The sequence below is a fragment of the Pradoshia sp. TA40_28 genome (assembly GCF_059694525.1).
Genome location: NZ_JCATZO010000005.1, coordinates 122,723 through 139,525, shown reverse-complemented (window position 1 = coordinate 139,525; position 16,803 = coordinate 122,723). Strand labels below are relative to the sequence as shown.

Below are 16,803 nucleotides of genomic sequence, written 5' to 3'. Positions count from 1 at the left end.
TAGGCTCTTTTCGCAAGATTGTTGCTATTTTGACCATTCTAAAAAGAGGTGATAAAATACTCTTTCAGGAGGCGTTTTCTCAATGATTAAAGACATCTATGCCACTTTTTCGGACTTAACTAAAGATGAGCAAATTCAACTATTTAACCTTTTAAAAGAAGATTTCAATGATAATGAAGATACTGATATGAAAGATGCATACAAAACGATTAGAGAAACCCGTTTTAAAGAGGGATTAGGTTGCATTCATTGTGGAAGTGTAAAGTAAAACGAAATGGCAAGTACAGAGAGAGACAAAGATATCTCTGTCGTGACTGCGGAAAGTCCTTTAATGACCTTTCAAATACTCCGATTTCAGGAACGCGTTATCTTGGTAAATGGTCGAAATATTTTCAAATGATGGTCGAAGGCTATACTTTACCCAAAATTGCGAAACGATTAAAAATCCACATCTCTAATGCATTTTATTGGAGGCATAAAATTCTTTTTGCTCTTCGTTCAATGGGATATCAAATGTTAAAAGGGATTATCGAAAGTGACGAGACCTTTTTTAAAGAGTCTCTAAAAGGACGAAGAACACTGGACAGGAAACCAAAGAAACGCGGAGGTAGAGATAAATTGAGAGGGATTAGCAATCTCAAAATTGCTGTTGTTGTTGCCCAGGACCGAAATGGTCAAGTCATTGCTCTGAAGGCTGGAAAAGGTCGTGTAAAAGCAGAAGAAATAGACGTAGTTATCGGAAGTTATATTGACCCGTCTTCTTTGTTGTGCACAGATACAGCCACGAACTACAAGAAATTTGCCCTAATCAAGGCACTTAAGCACGAACCAATAAACCTAAGCAAAGAAGGGTATGTCAAAAAAGGCATCTACCATCTGCAAAACGTTAATAACTACCATAAACGTTTAAAGGGGTGGATGGATAGGTTTCAAGGAGTGGCTACAAAGTATTTGGATAATTACCTTTATTGGTTCAGCTTCCTTCAGCAAAGTAAGAAGTTGGCTGAAAAAGAGCAGATAAATAAAATGCTCCTTAGTGCTTGCCAAAATTCCAATAGTATTACCGTCAATTTCCTACGTGAGGTATAAAGAAACAGCCATTCCTGTTTGGAACGACTGTATTTCTTATTCCGTTAAAGCCCCCCGTTTTGTTGAAGATATTATTCCATATCGCTTATATATTTTTCGGGTAGTAACTCCATTACATTGCACTTCACTAATTTATCATTATAAGGAATAATTACATCTGTATTTTTTCCATAATCACTAATTAACTCTCGACACATACCACAAGGAGCAACTACCCAACATTTTTCTATATCTTCGTGTGGATGAGGGTGAGCAACTGCTACAATTGTTTCAAATTCGTGGTCTCCTTCAGAGATAGACTTACCAATAGCCATTGCTTCTCCGCATACTGTTATTCTTCCCACATTCGCTTCTACGTGAACTGCTGAAAAAACATTACCTTTTATAGTTCTAACTGCTGAACCAATATGATGTCGTCCATACCTATAATTCTTTTCTATTACTTCTTCTGCTTGCTTAATCAATTCATAATCTCTATCTTCTAAAGGTCTTACTTTTAACATAATTATTCTCCCCTTTTGATGGTTCATTTTTATCTTTTTATTCAACAAACCTGTCCGTTAGCTGAATTAACCTATGTCTAAATAATACCATAAAAAGAAAATTATTCCTCGTTATACTCGTAAGCAACAATCTTTACGAAAAGAGCCTTTTGGTAAATCAACTCAATCAATATCTATTGTGTCTATTTAGAAGCAAAAAGTCTATTTATCGATGAGGAGTTAATCGTTCCTATTTACATGAATGTTGAAAAGAACGATTTGTAAAAACGCCATAACCGTATTATTTTAGATATAGAGGTAGTAAAAATAGATCCGTTTTAAGGTCTGCCTGTTCACAAAAAAATTCTTGGATTAAGAATGAGAAAGTACATCATATCATTGGCGAGGTGTTATTCGGAATCCTGCTAGGGGGCAATACAAAACAACGGAGCCAAAGTTGAAACAACCTCGAAGAAACTTAATACAGCTAGAAAAGGAGCTATTAGAAACGTATGAAGATCGTAATTCGTAAAGTGGAGCCACATGACAAAAAAGAATTCATAGATATGGGTAAGGCTTTTTATTCATCGGAAGCTGTCCTGCATAACATAGATGACAGATATCACGAGCTAGCGTTTGACGAGCTTATGCGTACCGATACCTATTTAGATTGTTATTTCCTTGAATCTGAAAATAGAATTGTGGGGTATGCCTTACTGAATAAAACCTATTCGAGAGAAGCAGGAGGGTTAGTTGTTTGGGTTGAAGAACTGTATATAAAACCACATTATCAAGGAAAAGGGTTAGGAGGAACTTTCTTTCACTGGTTAGAAATGAATGTCCCTGCGGCGCGATATCGCTTGGAAATCGAGCCAGATAACATTCGTGCAGAAGCTTTATATAAACGAAAAGGATATCATCGGTTATCCTATGTTCAAATGGTAAAAGATATGAAGTAACAATAAAAGAATTAATGAGAAGAAAATCGGCAATATGAATCGTGCTGCTATACGTTAACCTTAACTCATTATCGAAAATGATACTTATAATGGCTGTCAGTCTTCGTGTTTCAAAAAACCTCGATTTTTTGTGTTCTATTTTTATATTTAGAGGTAGTAAGTAAGCTTTTAAAAACTCGAAATGGAACTAATTTCGTCATAAACTACTAATTATAAACGATACATAATTCGTCTAAATAAGGCAAAAGAAGATTGGAGGAAAAATCAATGGTGAAAGAATATGAACGTGAACCTGAAAAGGCAAATGAAGAATAAGCGACACCGTACAGACCGAAGACGTGGGAGGAAAATGCAGTTTTGCATCGCGCCATTCTCTTTGCAACGAAGGCTCACCAGGGACAGAATCGTAAAGGAACAGAAATCCCTTACATTTCTCATCCATTTGAGGTTGCCCAGATTCTGACCGCTGCCGGCTGTGATACAGATTTGATATGTGCTGGCCTCTTACATGATGTTCTTGAAGATACTGATGAGACCGCTGAGGCAATTGAAAGGGTGTTTGGTCCGCAGATTCTGTCCCTTATCCAGTCAAACAGCGAGGACAAGTCCCGTAGTTGGGAAGAGAGAAAGCAGCATACGATTGACTATATGACAGAAACAGCAAGTTTTGAGGAACTGCTACTTGCCTGTGCGGACAAACTGTCCAACCTTCGCAGTATCAAAGAAGATTTTACTGAATATGGTGATGTACTTTGGTCTCGGTTCAACCGAGGAAAAGAGCAACAGAGCTGGTATTACAGCAAGCTTATTGATGCATTTGCACCCCTGCATACATTTGATATGTACTGGGAAATATCCAATCTGTATACAGATATCTTCGTAACCTATTATCGCGATTTTAACGAATATGGTGAGGTGATCTTCCAGACCAATGGACAAGAGACCTACTTCTACCATGAGGATAATTGCGATTGGATCCCCGTTAAAGAAGATGAATGGAAACGGGTCCAGCCATCGTTGATTGCCATTTCGAAAAGCGAAGCCCTTGAGATGGAAGTTAGACTCCGCGAAAATTTTCCGTCTCCTATGTGTTTGATTCGTCATCAACGTGACGTGAATATTATCGTCCAATACGCTAAAAAGCTACTTCGTGAAGGTCATACCCCCAAGCTGTTCTCTGAGTTGTGGAATAATATGGGGGGCGGAATTCCCGCCCATACACTCCGCGCAGTAGAATCCGCATTTATGGCTCTCTACTTAGGGAATGATGAATAAAGCAATCTGATGCAGTTTTCCTTGGTGTGCAGTCTATTTTCCCAGGTAGTAGCATTAGCAGATATGTACATATAGCCCCGGTACAGGAATGAGCTGTAGCGGGGATTTCTATGCGTGAACATACACCACTTAATTGATTGTTTTACATGACTTTATTCTTCTCTTTCTCAATGGAAAACGGTTGGTTAGTGCGATCGTTAAATTTTTAAGATTGAGGTAAGTATTATCCTAGAGAATGTGGAGATGAGAAAGAAAACCTTTTAATAAGGATGTGCGGCTATGTTGAAAAGATATGAAGTGAAAGATTTACTTGTAGCACTACTTGGTTTTATTTCTATTTTTTTATTGTTTTTGGACCAGTATGATACAAGTTATCTGAGAAACATCATCTTATTAATATTTTATATTTTTGTTAGCAGTGAATTTATAAAAGCCAAAAATAAATGGAAATACATACGAACTCATCCGCTAGAAATCATTGCATTAATTCCAATGGAAGGAATATTTCAGGGGTTAATGATCATTAGAGTATGTCGATTGGTTGTGGTCATTAAGTTTTTCCAAAAACTTTTTCCTTCTATTTCTGCAATTTTAGTAACAAATGGGTTATATCGAGTTCTTATATTCACAATCGTGGTTATTATGCTCTCCGCCATTCCAATTTCTTATTTTGAGGAAGGAATAAATAGTATAGCGGAAGGAGTGTGGTGGGCGATTGTGACAACTACTACAGTAGGATATGGGGATATTGCTCCAGTAACGACAGGTGGACGTATCGTTGCTGTCATTCTCATGCTGACTGGTATCGGTTGCATAGGAACCATTACGGCCAATGTGGCATCCTATTTTTATAAAACAGATGATTCTAATGTAGATAAAGAGTACCTTAAGAAAAAAATAGATGATATTGAAAAATTAACAGATGAAGAATATAAACGGTTTTTGGATATACTAGAAACTGTAAGAGGAAGACATTAAAATGTTATATTTAAATAATAATTAGTAATGTTTTCTTCTTGATTGATCACTGAGAAACGGGTCGGTTTGAAAGTACTATGTATACAGTGAATATCAATATAATCTTTATTTTTGTTGATATATAAGGATTTATAATAATTTTTAAACAAATTCAGGATTTAAATTTAATAAAATATGATAATAATTATAAATAATCGGTTGACAAATTTCTTTTTAATAATTATTATAATATAGTATTAAACATCACATTGAAGTTTTTTTAGGAGGATAACAATATGTCACTTATCAATAAAAAATTAGAGGATTTTACCGTTCAGGCTTATCATGATGGAGAATTTAAAGAAGTAAGCCTTTCAGATGTTCAAGGTAAATGGTCCATCTTCTTCTTTTATCCAGCTGATTTCTCTTTTGTTTGCCCAACTGAATTAGCTGATTTGCAAGATAATTATGATGCACTTAAAGAAATTAATTGCGAAGTGTACTCCGTATCTACAGATTCCCATTACGTACATAAGGCTTGGGCAGATGCGACGGATACAATTGGCAAAATTAAATACCCTATGCTTGCAGATTCAGCGCATGTTCTTTCCCGTCAATTTGGCGTTTTAATTGAGGAAGCTGGTCAAGCACTTCGTGGAACATTCATTGTGAACCCAGAGGGTGAAATTAAAGCTTACGAAATTCATGATTTAGGTATTGGCCGTAATGCTGAAGAAGTAGTACGTAAAGTTCAAGCAGCTCAGTTTGTTGCTGAACACGGCGATAAAGTATGTCCAGCAAAATGGACTCCAGGTGAAGAAACACTTGAACCAAGCTTGGACTTAGTAGGAAAAATCTAATTTAATTATTAAAATGGCATGCATCTTTCCTTGTAGGGTGCATGCCATACTAACTTAAATAAAAATTCTAATCATTCAAAGAGGTACTTAAAGTGATAAGTACCTTTTTTTAAAAAGATATAGTGAATAGGTGAACGTAATGAGTAAAAAGATTTTTGATTTGATTATTATAGGTGGAGGTCCGGCTGGATTATCTGCTGGTATTTATGCAGGTCGTGGAAAGTTAAACACTCTTATTATTGAAAAAGGAAATATGGGTGGACAAGCTGCGACGACAAATGAAATTGTAAACTACCCAGGTGTTCGTAAGACGACTGGACCTTTATTAATAGAAGAAATGAAAAACCAATGTGAAGATTTTGGTGTTCAATTTACTAAAACAGATGTGACAGATGTTGACTTTTCAGGTGAGGTTAAGATCGTCAAAACCATTAATGGAGAATTTCAGGCAAGAGCGGTTATTATTGCGGCGGGTGCTGGTCCGCGTAAGCTTGGTTTCCCGGGTGAAGCTGAATTTACTGGCCGTGGTGTTGCCTATTGTTCAACATGCGATGGCGAGTTCTTCGAAGGTTTAGAGGTATTTGTAATCGGCGCAGGGTTTGCGGCAGCTGAAGAAGCAATGTATTTAACCCGTTTTGCGAGCAAAGTTACCATTATTGCTCGTGAGCCTGAGTTTACTTGTGCTCCTTCCATTGCAGATAAAGTTTTTGCCAATGATAATATAGAAGTTAAATTTAATACGGAGCTTCTTGAAGTATCTGGTAAAGATATGGTTCAGCATGCACGTTTCATTAATAATGTAACGAAGGAAGAATGGGAATATACAGCGAAAGAAGAAGATGGCGCATTCGGTGTATTTGTTTTCGTGGGATATCAGCCTAAGACAGAGATTTTTAAAGGCCATGTAGAAATGGACGAACGTGGTTACATTCTTACGGATGAAGAAATGAGAACAAATATTAAAGGTGTATATGCTGTCGGAGATCTTCGTCCGAAATCTTTACGTCAAGTTATTACAGCAGTGGCCGATGGGGCAATTGCTGGAACAGATGTACAGAAATACGTTGCAGAAGAAAAAGAGCGTCTTGGCATTGTAGATGAGCCTCAGCAAGAAAATACTAAAGCTGAAAAAGAAACTGCAAAAGAAGAGACAGCTACGAGCGGGAAGAGTAAATTGCTTTCTGACGCCATTAAGGGACAATTAAAAGGTATCTTCGCAAAAATGGAGAATGAGGTAACTTTAGTAACCATTGTAGATGAAGGTATGCCTAAATCTGTAGAATTACGTGATTTCTTGATGGATGTTGCTGAACTTGGCGATAAACTTCATTTGGAAGTCTATACAAAAGGCGAAAATGCAGAAATGGAAACAAAAATCAATGCTGATAAATTCCCGGTTGTTTCATTGCTAGATAATCAAGGAAATTACAGCGGCGTTAAATTCCATGGCGTGCCTGGAGGTCATGAGCTTAATTCCTTTATCCTTGCGATTTATAACTTGGCAGGTCCTGGACAAGCATTAGATGCCTCTATCCAACAGTCCATTAAAGCAATCGATAAAAAAGCAAATATTAAGGTTATGGTATCTTTATCATGCCACTATTGCCCAGATGTTGTTGTAGGTGCTCAAAGAATCGCGATTGAAAACCCAAATGTAGAAGCAGAAATGATTGATATCAGTAACTTCCAGGATATTAAAAAGAAATATAAAGTAATGAGCGTTCCGGCCATGATTATTAATGATGAACAAGTGGTCTTTGGAGCGAAAAAAATCAATGAGATTGTAGAAGTATTACAGCAAGCTTAATAAAAAATACAGCCTTTAAAAAAAGGGTTAATCAGATTGTAACAAAAGGAATTCAGAACCGGCTTAAAAGCCCATATTCTGAATTCCTTCTTTTTATGCCATTTATAGACTTTGCTAAGTCCAATTTGGATCTCTTTTTGAGATTTATAGCAGTAAAGGTAGGCATCTCCTTCATGGTCATTTTTTTAGTCCCCATAAGTCGTCCCTTGCATTCCTGCATTGGGGTTTATATACGAATAAAATTATTCTAAACGCAGTGTCCTATTTTCTATAGAATGGGAGAGACTCCTGCGGGAAGAACAAGCGAACCCTAGACCCCGCAGCGCAAAGCGTGAGGAGGCTTGATGCTTGCCCGCGGAAAGCGAGCCCATTCTGTAGAAAATAGCGTTGATCGATACTGCGAACTAGTGCCCTTATATAAGGACTATGAATACAGTTAAAAAAAGGCTGGCTTTTTTTGTTTCCAAGTTTTGATGATCATGATTACAGATGCAATCACAGAAATAGAGAAAATGGAGATGCCGGCTATCTCATGTAAATTCATAAACAAAATGAAGGAGATAATTTGTATAAAAGCGATTATGATACCGAATAAGGTGTTCTGTTTTTGATTTTTTTTGATGGCGAAAAAAAGCTGGAATGTAATGAAGTTACTAACGATTAAAATAAATACAGCTATAGAATAATCCCAATTTGTTATGTTTGTCCCTTTTTCAATCGCAAACATTGAATAAATGGAAATAGGAAGGCTGCATAGATTAATACCTAATAAAATCAACACCCATATCAAATGGAACAAAAATTTTTGCATAAATGAAGCTCCTTGTCCTGTCCTATTTACATTTTGCGCTTTTATAGAATGATTATTCACTTAACGTATTTGAGATTAAGGATAACGATAGGAAGGTCGGTGATATTTAGGGGGAGAAACTAGCCTGGAGTCTATGATCAAAGTTTAAAACATTAAACATTTTTGTAATAGGGAAATCCTTAATAAGTTAGTTACATATTTAACATGAATCTTTACTTAAGAGGATTTATTTTAAGTCAAAAAAAGAACGAATAGGGTGCAATTACCACCATCATTCGTTCTTTTTTGTATGCTCTTCAAGTTTACTGATTCTTTGTTCGAGTTCGTCCATCCCCAATAATTTGGATTGACCCTCGAGAAAAAGGTTACAGATGGACGTTAATAAAAAGCCAGCGCCTAAACCAACGAGACAACCTACACCGGGAGTTCCAATGTATAAACCAATTCCAAGGCCAGTTAACAGGCTTCCCGGAATAAGGTATTCAGTTACTGAATGAATTTTCGTCAACATTTCTCCTTCTTTCTTTAAGAAAGTTTATGTACTGTAATTCATATTATAACCATTTGCCTACCAGGTCGAACGGGGTTTAACGGTTTGTCGGTCTATCGCATAAAACTTTAAAACGGAAACAAGAAGGTGACATCATCTATATGGAAGGGATTGTTGTGGTTTTCAAATAGTATAGTGAAGCATTTACATGTTGATACAGCTAAGGTCGTATATCGTTAGATCACAAAAAGGACCCTTGCTATCCTTGGATGCTATAACAATGCCTTTATAGCCTTTGGAAGTAAGCATTTCCTGAAGCAGGCTGCCTATTTGAAATTCAGTCTCTCTAATAAATGATTTTATATTTGTTCTGTTATCACCCTCAGATAAATTATGAATTTCAGCAAATTGTTTATTGTATATATACGCACTCATCGTTTCGTAAGGTTGTACGAATTCATTCGTAAATGAATCATATAATTTAGCATAGTCATCATCTTCAATATAGAAGAAATTATCAGTGTCAACAGAAAACTCGATTACGTTCGGTCCAAACTTTTCTGCCCAATGTTTGCGTGTAGTCGCATAAATGGCATCTCCATGCTGTTTGCCATGAGTGAAGGAGTTTCCAAGGGTCAGGCCTTTTTCGAGAATCTTCTCATAATTGGTATGAGATGTACCATGAAATACATCAATCACTTTATCACCTCTTTACTTTTACAAGATATCTTTATCTTAAACGATAATTACACACATTTCCATGCAAATATTGGAATTGATGGATTGGTCAGGAGGAGCTATTTTGAATGAAAATCAATTTGTTTGTTCCGATTGTCAAAAAATCTTTACGGAGCAAACTCAGGTAAAAGAATGCACCTGTGGTGGATTGTTACTTATAAAAAAGAGTAAAAAGGTTTTAAAAGAGGATTGGATAGATGCTGAAAATTTAACGATGTGGAAATTCTCCCGCGCCTTATCGGTACATCAAAAATGGAGGGTATGGGAGAAGATTTCATTGGGTGAAGGGAATACGCCATTTGAACAGCTTGATAAGGATAATCAGCATATTTATTTGAAATTAGAAAATACCTTGCCCAGCCAATCCTATATGGATAGATGTTTAGCTTTATTGGTAACCAAATTAAAAGAGCAAGAGATAAAAAAAATCATTTTAACCGATGAAAAGTTCGAGAATCCTTCTATCATTAAATATGCAAAACAAGCCAAAATTCCCACCGAGGTATATAGTTCTGAATCTCCTTTAACTATATCAGTGGAGGCCTATAAGGCTAGTGGAATAAATGATGTTCCAACTGCCCTTGATTATGAAGCTGCCCAGGAGAAACAGCATTTTATCATGTCAGATTATCATCCCTATATGATAGAGGGAGCAAAAACCTATGCTTATGAGATATGGGAGCAGTTCGGGCATCAAGAACCTGATATCGTTGTTTTTCCAATAGAAAGCAGTCTCTTAGCCATAGGTGCCTATTATGGCTTTAAGGATCTTTTAAGCAATCATTTCATGAAAAAAATCCCTAAATTTATTTTGGTAAGTAATCTTTCTCCGTCTTCATCCATAGTCATTCCATCATCTTTATATAATGAAGTGCTCAAAATCATTCAACAAACAGATGGCCATATGCAAAAGATTACGAAAACAGAAATTGTCCAAGCCGGTAAAGCTCTTTTGATGAGAGGTCATTTCACGGATGAACAAAGTGCAGCTGCCTATGCCGGTTGTATGAGATATTATCGGGATCATTCCATTAAAAATGAGTCGATGGTGATTCCCCTTTGTAATTCTAGTGTGAAGAGTAAATCCGAATGGATGGGGTGATAGGAAATTTATGAATAAATCTAAAGTGGGAACCTATATAGCTTCCAAGGTTGATAAGCTAGAGAAATTACAAAACACTTCAGGCTCTTGGACATTTAATTTTGAAGGTTCTTCGTTAACGGATTGTTTTTTGATTTTGATTATACGGACATTGGGAATGAAGGACGAAATACTAATTGATCAATTAGTAGAACGGCTATTGCGTACCCAAAATGAAACTGGTTCGTGGAGTATCTATCCAGATGAAAAGGAGGGTAATTTGTCAGCTACCGCTCAATCTTATGCAGCTTTACTTGTTTCGGGCAAGTTTAAGCGGAGTGACGAGGAGATGAAACGAGCCGAAAAATTTATAGAAACCCAAGGTGGACTTTCGAAAACTCATTTTATGACCAAAATGTTGCTGGCTGTGAATGGAATGTATAAATATCCGAGCATTTTTCATTTTCCGATGAGCTTTTTCTTAGTCCCGCCATATGTTCCTTTAAATATGTATCAATGCAGTAACTATGCGAGAGTCCATCTAACCCCCATGACCATCTGTATCAATAAACGCTTTGGCTATAAACACAAAGGACCAGACCTTAGCTTTTTTGAAGGGCAGAAAGGAGGGTGGTTTAGAGAGGAACGTAATCCAAACATGAATCAATTAATCAATCAGATGAAGTCACTGAATTATGCTCCGTTTTCATGGCAAAAGGCGGGCTACCAAACTGCAGAAAAGCTCATGATTGACAGGATTGAAAAGAATGGGACTTTATACAGTTACAGTTCGGCGACCTGTTATATGATTTATGCACTGCTCGCACTCGGGTATAAGAAAGATTCTCCGATTATTCAAAAAGCAGTTGCAGGGATGAAGGGTTACTTAACTGATACCCCCTCTGGCGTACATGTGCAAAATTCACCTTCCATGGTCTGGGATACGGCTTTACTGAGCTATTCTTTGCAGGAGGCTGGTCTAGGGGAAACGCATCCGGTTATCGAGCGGGCAAATGCGTATTTGCTCAAAAAACAACAACATATTCGGGGAGATTGGGCGATACACGCTCCAAATGTAATGCCAGGAGGATGGGGTTTTTCGGACAGTAATCATTTTATACCTGATCATGATGATACAAGTGCAGCTTTAAGAGCCTTAACAATCCAAAGTAAGATAGATCCACAAACAAATGTAGCATGGAAAAAAGGGTTGTCTTATTTGAAGGCCATGCAAAATAAGGATGGGGGATGGGGCGCTTTTGAAAAAGATGCCTATAATCCTTTGTTTGCATTATTGCCAATAGAAAATGCCAAAGATGCCATTATTGATGATTCCACTCCGGATTTAACAGGCAGGGTGTTAGAATTTATGGGTAATTATGTTGGTTTAACTTACGACCATTCTTTTATTAAAAGAGCCGCGGCCTGGTTGCTGAAGGAACAATTGGCGGATGGGAGTTGGTATGGGAAATGGGGGGTCTGTTATATTTATGGAACATGGGCTGCAGTCACAGGTTTATGTGCAATCGGAATTAAGCCTGAACATCCTTCTATCCAAAAAGCGATCCAATGGCTGGAGTCTATTCAACTGAAGGATGGAGGATGGGGAGAATCCTGCAAAGGTGCAGATAAGGAACGTTTTATTTCATTGCCTTTTAGTACACCATCACAAACTTCCTGGGCATTGGACACACTTTTAACCGTAAAAAAGACAACGTCATCCTCGATACAAAAGGGAATTAACTATTTAGTAGATGAACAATCCTACCATCCTCATGCGAACCGCTATCCAACAGGCCTGGGGTTACGAGGTGGATATTATATTATTTATGAAAGTTATAATTATATATTTCCTCTTTTGGCACTTGGGCACTTTGAAAAGAAACGAATGAAAGAAAGCACATAGCACCCCGGGAATAGCCATAATTAATTAACTTTAACTGGTTTTATGTTAAAATAGTGGCAAACGATGAAGAATAGGTGTTGAACCAATGAATAAAAGAATAGGTTTTATTGGCTGCGGGAATATGGGGAGAGCGATGGTTGGTTCTTTGATAAACAGCAATCAAATAAGTGCAAACCAATTAATCGTATCTGTCCGTTCAGAAGAATCAAGAGATGTTATTATGAAAAAGTGGCCGATTAAAACAACTTTGAACAATAGTGAAGTAGCCTTGCATTCTGATATCATCTTTATAGCGGTAAATCCGAACCAATATGAAGAGGTTATTAGAGAAATAAGAGAGTATGTGGATGATCAAAAAATTCTCATTTCGATTGCGGCTGGTGTGAAATCACAACAGATGGATGAATGGATTGGAGCAGAGTCGAAATTTGTTTTATCGATGCCGAATACTCCGGTTTTAGTAAATGCCGGGATGACAGCTATTTGTCCAAATGAACAGATCACAGAGAGTGAATTAGAAGAAATCTGCCAGATTTTTAGTGTTTTTGGTGAATATGAGATCATTAAAGAAGATGATTTTGAAGCGTTTATTGCTCTATGCGGTTCATCACCAGCCTATATTTTTGTATTAATCGAAGCAATGGCAGATGCTGCCGTCAAGCTGGGGATAGATCGAAAGAAAGCTTATAGAATGGCTGAACAGACCATTTTGGGTTCAGCTCGTCTCGCTTTGGAAACGGGGATTCATCCGGCAGAACTTAAAGACCAGGTCTGTTCCCCGGGAGGAGCTACGATTGCTGCCATAACTGAACTGGAAGCGCACGGGTTTAGGAATTCAGTAATTAAGGCGATGGAAGTTTGTGCAAATCAATCAAAGAAAATGAATGATGAAGTATACTAAATAACGAATAGGCATCCACGTCCTTATAGGGAGTGGATGCTTATTTTTATGAGGTACGTTTTATCGTGCTGCAATTTCAAAGGGCTCATCCTTTTTATATTCCTGATGTAAAAGGGAATGTAGCAGTGGTGTTCTTTACAAAACCCATTTATATTCATAAAATTCTGTAAATAGTTGAATTGTAAGTATATTATCATCCGTTAACATGTTAAAATAATCCTATTCATTAAGGTTTGGGGAGTGAGTCCTATGGATGGCACGATATTATCCAACAGTATCTATTCATTAAAAGGAAGCGATTTACGGATCATTTATAGTTTGTTAAGTAATATGAATTTAAGAAAACTGTTATCATTCAATGTAAATAAAATAGTGGCAAGGGAACATAATGTGGATTATGTAAACTTTGTTTTTGACGCCGCAAATGAATTCAATGACATACCGGATGAAACATTACAATTCAGCTTATTCCAAGAAATGAATAAAATACTTTCCTTAAACAGTCTATCTTATGAAGATTCTTATCATATAGAGAAACAGTGTGAAGTCATTGTTGACAAAGTATATCAAATATATATAAACCAGGAAAAACCATTTTTGCAATTTACAAATGAGCAAATCGAGTTTACGAGAATACACCTTATGATTGATTATCAATTGAGACCGTTATTCTATGAAGTAGAGCATTGCTTTCAGAATTTGTCAGAGGATGAACAGGATGAATTTTTAGATGTTATTTATCAATTCATCCTTCTTCTACCAGAGGATAAAAAATGGATTCTTCAACAAAATTTGCCGAAAAAAGTTGTACAGATTAAAGACCTAAAGGATATTGAACTATCCACTTTGCTTATTCAGTTATCTAATAGCCATCTTCCTTCCCTTTTTCATATGTTAACAAAGTTAATGCTCAAATATGCTGATAAGCTCTCCATAACGATTCCCTTACTCCATCACGACGATATTTCCTCTGCGATAAAATTTGTAACATCACCCTATTTTATTACGCCCTATGTGTTAGGAGGCAGAGCCCTTCAAATGAATTATCATCACCAGGCCATTAAAAAAAGGCTATTGCCTTTTATCCTTATGCAAATTACTTTGCCGTATCTTAGCAATGAATTTTCCACCTTATCCAGTCCTGTTTTATTTCAGAATGAGTGGAAAAGAAGGGTAGAGGAGTATCGTCGAATTGATTATCAATCCACAGTTATTGAAATGAAACATATTGAAATCAGTGAACTTCATCATAAATGTCGACAAAGATTGATTGATTATGAAAACCAAAAAACCCAAATAGATGAACGGTTGCAAATCGAGATACACAAACTTAAATCAACACTTCTTTTTATGGATATAAATGAGTTGACCATTAACGAGAGCTTTGAAAAACATCGTGATGAATATTTCCGTATCAAAAATAAAATAAAACAACTGAGATTGTCTAAAAGGGAAGACATACTGGAAACTAGCTTAATGAAGCAAGTTTCCAATAAATTGCTTAATATGTCAGTGACTCTTGATCAATTTGGTAAGGAGAAAAAAGTGGATGAGCTTCTAGAAAGGTTGGTTCTGGATATTATAGGTTCGGATAGTCATTTTAAACAGGAAGAAAGGGTTGTGATTAAACAAATCCAGAATGAATTAAAGGATATGAACCATATGATTGAAACGGAGAATCTGATTAAGACCGAATATGAGAAAGAGCTTATTAAACTGAATCAAAAATTAAGGGAATGCAGTGAAAAGCTGAAAAAATTAGAAAATGACAACTATCGAATTAAAGAGGCAGTGCAATCGTAATTTAGGTGTATTAAAGTCCGTTTGCTCCCAACGGACTTTAATTACCTTTATCGCATAAATAGATGCATAAAAATAGGACCTAGAACAGAACCGAATATTGCACTTAACGTCATGGAAACAGAACTCATAGAAAAGGTTAATTCCCCGAATTCGAATGCTTTTGATGTTCCAATCGCATGGGATGCGCTGCCCATAGCGATACCTTTACTGACGGGGTTTTTGATTTTAAAAAGCTTTAAGATGAGCGGTCCTAAAATGGCACCGGTCAAGCCTGCAATCATCACAAAAACAGCTGTCAAGGCAGGTATTCCCCCTAATTCTTCAGAAATTTGTACAGCAACCGGGGTTGTTAAGGATTTAGGCAGGATGGATACAGCCAGTTCATCGGTGACGCCGGCCAGCTTGCCAAATAAAAATCCGCTGAACATTCCTGCAGTTGCACCAAAGAAGACTCCTCCAAGAATGACATAAATGTGGTTCATTAAAACCTTCCGTTGTTTATAGAGCGGAAAAGCAAGGGCTACGACCGCAGGACCCAGCAATTGATTAATCCAATCCCCGCCAATCATGTAGGTATCATAAGAAATATCAAAAAAAGACAGAATACTGACCATTACGATTGTGGTTGTTAAAATAGGCAATAGAAATGGATTGGAAAATCGGTTGTAAAGTTTATTCAATAAAAGAAAGATGAGTACAGTTATAACAATAAAAAAGAAGGCAATCAATACTTTTCCCATTCACTTTGATCCTTTCTTTTAAGAGCTGACGTTTCAAGTATCTGGCTTGTTCCACCAGCAATCAGCATGGTGAAAATCGTACTGAGAAATACGATTGACATGATGGTGAGGCCTTTCATGGAAAACAGAGCAGGGTACTTCATAATGCCTATACAGACAGGAACGAATAACAAAGGTAAAAAAGCAATTAAAAAGCCAGCCCCTCGATTGATGTATTCTACTCGGATTACTTTAAATTTCAAACAAACTAAGAGTACTATCAAACCGATGATACTCGCAGGAATGGGAATCTTAAACAACTCTTGTACAAACACACCAAAATAATAGAAAAGAAAAAGAATAAGGACTTGTGAGCAAATGACTAAAAATTTCACGATAATGATCGGTCACTTCTAGTAAGTAACCTTCACCTCCAAAAATACATGATAACTTGATATTACGCCTCCATTCTGACAAGTCAAATGATTAGCACTTTTTGGGAAAACTGCAGATTTTATAAGAGTTATCAGGCTTTCTCTAATGAACATAAGCTTTTGACTTATTAGGTAAAAACTAAAGTAAGACGCCTTAAAATAGAGTTTGTTAGAAAGAAGGGCTCCATTGTATTTCCCTAAAACTGAAGATGTTGAATTCGTATTTAGATTTGAATCATAGGGAATTTAATTGCACTGGAATGATATTTTGTATGAAAATATTTTTTTGAAATGCAGGAAGAAATAAAAGTTGGTTGATTTTACCTGCAAATAATTTATAAAAAGGGCTTTCATTATTCATCTGCGCATGCTAGTATACTAGTGTAAATGAACGAAACACAGTTTGAACCAAGATAGTAGTTTCAAACATTTATTTTACTCTTATTTGTGAAATAATGAGCAATAGTAATTCTTCATTCATTTTTACACGA

General features: G+C 36.6%; 15 protein-coding genes and 1 pseudogene. 10 read left to right on the top strand and 6 right to left on the bottom strand.

The window, feature by feature from the left end; translation table 11 throughout:
• Positions 1–82 precede the first annotated feature (82 nt).
• Positions 83–1,089: pseudogene (locus AC58NB_RS08485) on the top strand (IS1595 family transposase).
• Positions 1,090–1,160: 71 nt separating this feature from the next.
• On the opposite strand, the gene AC58NB_RS08480 reads toward AC58NB_RS08485, so the two are convergent.
• Positions 1,161–1,592 carry a cytidine deaminase gene (locus AC58NB_RS08480; protein WP_497426395.1) on the bottom strand — a complete coding sequence of 144 codons (432 nt, stop codon included), beginning with the start codon at positions 1,590–1,592 and terminating at the stop codon, positions 1,161–1,163.
• Positions 1,593–2,083: 491 nt separating this feature from the next.
• Between AC58NB_RS08480 and AC58NB_RS08475 the strand changes: the two genes are divergently transcribed.
• The 5 genes from AC58NB_RS08475 to AC58NB_RS08455 all read left to right on the top strand — a co-directional run bounded on the left by AC58NB_RS08475 (position 2,084) and on the right by AC58NB_RS08455 (position 7,429).
• Positions 2,084–2,530 (top strand): GNAT family N-acetyltransferase, encoded by a 447-nt coding sequence (locus tag AC58NB_RS08475; RefSeq protein ID WP_497426394.1) that lies wholly within the window; start codon positions 2,084–2,086, stop codon positions 2,528–2,530.
• A gap of 357 nt (positions 2,531–2,887) precedes the next feature.
• A complete protein-coding gene (locus AC58NB_RS08470) occupies positions 2,888–3,805 on the top strand; it encodes an HD domain-containing protein (RefSeq protein WP_497426393.1) in 918 nt (305 codons plus the stop codon).
• Between the two features lie 279 nt (positions 3,806–4,084).
• On the top strand, positions 4,085–4,783 hold the full coding sequence (locus tag AC58NB_RS08465; protein ID WP_497426392.1) for a potassium channel family protein: 699 nt from the start codon (positions 4,085–4,087) through the stop codon (positions 4,781–4,783).
• 275 nt (positions 4,784–5,058) lie between these two features.
• The gene (ahpC, locus tag AC58NB_RS08460; protein ID WP_497426391.1) at positions 5,059–5,622 is read left to right on the top strand and encodes an alkyl hydroperoxide reductase subunit C; all 564 of its coding nucleotides are present in this window, start codon (positions 5,059–5,061) and stop codon (positions 5,620–5,622) included.
• A gap of 139 nt (positions 5,623–5,761) precedes the next feature.
• Positions 5,762–7,429, top strand: a complete 1,668-nt coding sequence (locus AC58NB_RS08455; protein WP_497426390.1) for an FAD-dependent oxidoreductase — start codon at positions 5,762–5,764, stop codon at positions 7,427–7,429.
• A 436-nt stretch (positions 7,430–7,865) separates the two neighbouring features.
• On the opposite strand, the gene AC58NB_RS08450 is transcribed toward AC58NB_RS08455, so the two are convergent.
• The 3 genes from AC58NB_RS08450 to AC58NB_RS08440 form a co-directional block, all read right to left on the bottom strand.
• Complete coding sequence (locus AC58NB_RS08450) at positions 7,866–8,240, bottom strand: hypothetical protein (RefSeq protein ID WP_497426389.1); 375 nt, start codon at positions 8,238–8,240, stop codon at positions 7,866–7,868.
• Between the two features lie 271 nt (positions 8,241–8,511).
• The gene (locus AC58NB_RS08445) at positions 8,512–8,748 is read right to left on the bottom strand and encodes a hypothetical protein (protein WP_497426388.1); all 237 of its coding nucleotides are present in this window, start codon (positions 8,746–8,748) and stop codon (positions 8,512–8,514) included.
• Between the two features lie 186 nt (positions 8,749–8,934).
• Positions 8,935–9,429, bottom strand: a complete 495-nt coding sequence (locus AC58NB_RS08440) for a hypothetical protein (protein WP_497426387.1) — start codon at positions 9,427–9,429, stop codon at positions 8,935–8,937.
• A 103-nt stretch (positions 9,430–9,532) separates the two neighbouring features.
• Between AC58NB_RS08440 and AC58NB_RS08435 the strand changes: the two genes are divergently transcribed.
• The 4 genes from AC58NB_RS08435 to AC58NB_RS08420 all read left to right on the top strand — a co-directional run bounded on the left by AC58NB_RS08435 (position 9,533) and on the right by AC58NB_RS08420 (position 15,159).
• Positions 9,533–10,570: a pyridoxal-phosphate dependent enzyme gene (locus AC58NB_RS08435; protein ID WP_497426386.1), complete on the top strand. Its 1,038-nt coding sequence runs from the start codon at positions 9,533–9,535 to the stop codon at positions 10,568–10,570.
• A gap of 10 nt (positions 10,571–10,580) precedes the next feature.
• Positions 10,581–12,455 (top strand): terpene cyclase/mutase family protein, encoded by a 1,875-nt coding sequence (locus AC58NB_RS08430; RefSeq protein WP_497426385.1) that lies wholly within the window; start codon positions 10,581–10,583, stop codon positions 12,453–12,455.
• Between the two features lie 85 nt (positions 12,456–12,540).
• Complete coding sequence (gene proC, locus AC58NB_RS08425; RefSeq protein WP_497426384.1) at positions 12,541–13,356, top strand: pyrroline-5-carboxylate reductase; 816 nt, start codon at positions 12,541–12,543, stop codon at positions 13,354–13,356.
• A 249-nt stretch (positions 13,357–13,605) separates the two neighbouring features.
• On the top strand, positions 13,606–15,159 hold the full coding sequence (locus AC58NB_RS08420) for a hypothetical protein (RefSeq protein WP_497426383.1): 1,554 nt from the start codon (positions 13,606–13,608) through the stop codon (positions 15,157–15,159).
• Positions 15,160–15,206: 47 nt separating this feature from the next.
• Here AC58NB_RS08420 and AC58NB_RS08415 read toward each other — a convergent pair whose 3' ends face one another.
• Positions 15,207–15,899: an LrgB family protein gene (locus AC58NB_RS08415; protein ID WP_497426382.1), complete on the bottom strand. Its 693-nt coding sequence runs from the start codon at positions 15,897–15,899 to the stop codon at positions 15,207–15,209.
• On the bottom strand, positions 15,884–16,273 hold the full coding sequence (locus AC58NB_RS08410) for a CidA/LrgA family protein (RefSeq protein WP_497426381.1): 390 nt from the start codon (positions 16,271–16,273) through the stop codon (positions 15,884–15,886). Before AC58NB_RS08410 ends, AC58NB_RS08415 begins: the two co-directional genes overlap by 16 nt.
• Positions 16,274–16,803 lie beyond the last annotated feature (530 nt).

Excerpts from the sequence above, each read along its gene's own strand:
- AC58NB_RS08475 (WP_497426394.1), top strand. The coding sequence starts at position 2,084 with ATGAAGATCGTAATTCGTAAAGTGGAGCCACATGACAAAAAAGAATTC.
- AC58NB_RS08455 (WP_497426390.1), top strand. The coding sequence starts at position 5,762 with ATGAGTAAAAAGATTTTTGATTTGATTATTATAGGTGGAGGTCCGGCT.
- AC58NB_RS08480 (WP_497426395.1), bottom strand. The coding sequence starts at position 1,592 with ATGTTAAAAGTAAGACCTTTAGAAGATAGAGATTATGAATTGATTAAG.
- AC58NB_RS08465 (WP_497426392.1), top strand. The coding sequence starts at position 4,085 with ATGTTGAAAAGATATGAAGTGAAAGATTTACTTGTAGCACTACTTGGT.
- AC58NB_RS08430 (WP_497426385.1), top strand. The coding sequence starts at position 10,581 with ATGAATAAATCTAAAGTGGGAACCTATATAGCTTCCAAGGTTGATAAG.
- AC58NB_RS08420 (WP_497426383.1), top strand. The coding sequence starts at position 13,606 with ATGGATGGCACGATATTATCCAACAGTATCTATTCATTAAAAGGAAGC.
- AC58NB_RS08450 (WP_497426389.1), bottom strand. The coding sequence starts at position 8,240 with ATGCAAAAATTTTTGTTCCATTTGATATGGGTGTTGATTTTATTAGGT.
- ahpC (WP_497426391.1), top strand. The coding sequence starts at position 5,059 with ATGTCACTTATCAATAAAAAATTAGAGGATTTTACCGTTCAGGCTTAT.
- AC58NB_RS08415 (WP_497426382.1), bottom strand. The coding sequence starts at position 15,899 with ATGGGAAAAGTATTGATTGCCTTCTTTTTTATTGTTATAACTGTACTC.
- proC (WP_497426384.1), top strand. The coding sequence starts at position 12,541 with ATGAATAAAAGAATAGGTTTTATTGGCTGCGGGAATATGGGGAGAGCG.